Origin of the sequence: Parvibaculum sp. (genome assembly GCF_040882025.1) — a bacterium.
Classification (GTDB): Bacteria; Pseudomonadota; Alphaproteobacteria; order Parvibaculales; family Parvibaculaceae; genus Parvibaculum.
The window spans coordinates 3,518-6,439 of record NZ_JBBECC010000018.1 but is presented as its reverse complement, the minus strand read 5'-3'; the positions used below and the strand labels follow the sequence as shown (position 1 = coordinate 6,439).

The window sequence follows — 2,922 nt, the reverse complement described above, 5'->3', positions numbered from 1 at the left end:
ACGATCGCCAGCGTCTCCATCGCGGCCCGCGACAGGCGGCGTTGTTCGACGGCTTCCCGCTCCATGAGGAAGGCCAGGTCGTCAGCCGTCCTGAACATCCATTTATTGGCGACACGGACGAGATTGACGCCCCGTCCCTTATAGGTCGTCTGCAGATCCTCTATAGCCGCACCGACATCGGCGCCTTCGGGCAGCCGGCTGGCGATGCTGTCGATATCGAGCGGTTCGGCTGCCGCGAAAAGCAATGCTTCGACCATGCGGACCAGCGCGGCATGCTCGCTCGCGTTGACCGGAAAACGAACGACGTTCTCCGGCGCCTCGCCTGCATCGCCTCCTTCGTTTTCTTCGACTTCCATCTCGATACCGCCCTCGGCTTCCGTATTCTGCACTGTCTCGTCCGTCATTCCTTGGTCTTCTCAGGGGAGGTGTCGTCGGGCTTGACCTCGCGCCGACGTACGAACAAGGGGCCAAACGCGCCGGACTGGCGCAACTCCATATGTCCATCCTTGGCCAGTTCCAGCGCCGCGCTCAGCATGCTCGCCATCGCCGAGCGGCGCATCGGCGCGCTCATATCATCGACCGGCAGGAAATTGTCGATCCGGCCCCAGTCGAACATCATGCCCATCATCGCTTCGAGGCGCTTGCGCGCCGCTTCGATCGCCATGATTGGCAGCCGCTTCGGCTCCCATTTGGTCTCGTGACCCTTCAGACGCTGCTCCGAATAGCTCTTGAGAAGTTCGAAAAGCGTTCCCTGATACTGGCTTGTCTTGACGACACGAATGCCCTCCGGCGCGCCGCGCGGAAAGACATGAAGACCCATCCGGCAACGGCGCCCGAAAATCTCCTGCGCCGCCTTGCGCATCGCCTCGAGACGCTGCAACTGGAAGGCGAGTCGCGCGGCCATCTCGGCGCCCGACGGACCTTCCTCTTCCTCGGGTGCGGGCAGCAACAATTTCGATTTGAGGTAAGCGAGCCAGGACGCCATCACCAGATAGTCGGCCGCAAGATCGAGTTCCATTCGCCGCGCATGGGCAATGAAGTCGAGATACTGCTCGGCGAGTTTGAGAATGGAAATGCGTCCGAGATCGACCTTCTGGTTGCGCGCCAGCGTCAGCAACACATCGAGCGGCCCCTCGAAACCGTCGAGATCGACAATCAGCATATCACCGGGATCGGCGGCACTCCGCGGCGGCCCTTCCTCGAAACTCGCGGCAGCGCCACTGGAGGCAACGTCACCTCCCGGTGTGCCTTCGTCAGCTTCGCCTTGTGTGGGCGCCTCGCTCATGGCTGCCTTGTGCATATGACCCGGATTCTTGCAGTCCCCAAGCGCCCGCGACCCGATTCTGCCCATCGGCCGGGGACGATTGACCCTTATACCGCGCACCCCGTAGCGCGGGTACCCCGTTTCTCGGCTTATCCCCAGCGATCTTGGGGGTCCGTTCCCATAAATTCAGCGAGACGCGCATGATTTTCGTTCGGATCGGGGGGGTCGATGCACTGCGGCAGCATCGCGACAGCCGAATCGGCGCGCCTCTGCGCTTCGCCACCGAGCGCCGGCACCTCTCGCGCCACCGCCTCCATTTCCGCCATCCGGCCATTGCAGTGCAAAACAACATCGCAACCGGCCGCAAGGCTCGCCCGTGCACGCTCGCTAATGCTCCCGGCCAAGGCTTCCATCGAGAGATCGTCGGACATCAGCAAGCCGGAAAAGCCGATATATCCGCGAATGACCTCGTCGATCAGTTTTTTTGACGTTGTTGCGGGCGCGTCCGGGTCGATCGCCGAATAGATGACATGGGCCGTCATCGCCAGAGGCAGATCGGATAATGCCTGAAACGGTGGAAAGTCTTGCTCTTCGAGGCGATGCCGCGGAGCCGCCACGATCGGCAGGTTTGCGTGGCTATCGACACCCGCGCGCCCATGCCCCGGAATGTGCTTCATCACCGGCAGCACGCCGCCAGCCAGCAGTCCATCCGCCGCCGCCCGTCCCAAAGCCGCCACCGCTTCCGGCACCTCCGCATAGGCGCGATCGCCGATGACGTCATGTGCGCCAGGTACCGGGACGTCGAGAACCGGCAGGCAATCCACAGTGATACCGAGAACGCGAAGATCCGCCGCAATCAGCCGCGCGCCGAGCCGCACCGCAGCAAGCCCGGCTTCAGGATCACGTGCATAGAGGTCGCCATAAGCGCGACCCGATGGATAGCGCCGCCAATGCGGCGGCCGTAGACGCTGAACGCGACCGCCTTCCTGGTCGATCAGGACAGGCGCGTCGTGGCCGGCAACTTCGCGAAGACTCTCTGTCAGCCGCCGCACTTGCTCCGGCGTGTCGATGTTGCGCGCAAAGAGAATGAAGCCCCAAGGCCGCACCGCGCGAAAGAACGCACGTTCGGATTCCTCAAGCACAAGTCCTGCACACCCGTAAATCGCCGCTGAAACACTCATCGCGGCCTGACGAAACAGCCCTGCCCATGCGCCTCAAGCTTTTCGCACAGCGCCTCGGCCCCGGCCTTATCGAGATAGCCGGCGCGTACTCTGTAATAGACGCCTTGCGCACCGAGATCCGCATGTTGGATGTCGATGGCGAGCGGTCCGAGCAGGTCCGGATATTTGGTCTTGAGCTTCGCAAAGGCATCGCGCGCCGCCGCTTCGTCGCGCAACGCCGCCAGTTGCACGACATGACTGCCATTGGTGGATGTTTGTAGCGCCGGCGCAGTTTCGGACGACGTTTCAGGCGCAGACGGAACGACGGCCTCGGGCTCGGCCGGTGTCGTCTTCGGGGTCACCGGCTCCAACGGCGCGCTTTCGATCGCCTGTGCCAGCCGATCCATGCCCTGTTGGTCGCGCGGCGAAACGGTCGCCGACCGATCGATCGCCAGCGGCTCTTCGGCCGGTGGCAACAATTGCTCGTCCTCACCGCGC

4 protein-coding genes are annotated in these 2,922 nt (G+C 63.2%); all 4 read right to left on the bottom strand.

Annotated elements, in window-relative coordinates; genetic code table 11:
* The coding region (locus tag WEB61_RS01295) for an SMC-Scp complex subunit ScpB (protein WP_368062520.1) at positions 1–404 on the bottom strand (404 nt) is incomplete at its 3' end.
* Positions 401–1,285 (bottom strand): ScpA family protein, encoded by an 885-nt coding sequence (locus WEB61_RS01290; RefSeq protein ID WP_368062519.1) that lies wholly within the window; start codon positions 1,283–1,285, stop codon positions 401–403. The genes WEB61_RS01295 and WEB61_RS01290, both read right to left, overlap by 4 nt.
* A gap of 128 nt (positions 1,286–1,413) precedes the next feature.
* The gene (gene nagZ / locus WEB61_RS01285; protein ID WP_368062518.1) at positions 1,414–2,445 is read right to left on the bottom strand and encodes a beta-N-acetylhexosaminidase; all 1,032 of its coding nucleotides are present in this window, start codon (positions 2,443–2,445) and stop codon (positions 1,414–1,416) included.
* Positions 2,442–2,922: SPOR domain-containing protein (locus WEB61_RS01280; RefSeq protein WP_368062517.1), on the bottom strand; the 481-nt coding region annotated here is incomplete at its 5' end. The genes WEB61_RS01280 and nagZ, both read right to left, overlap by 4 nt.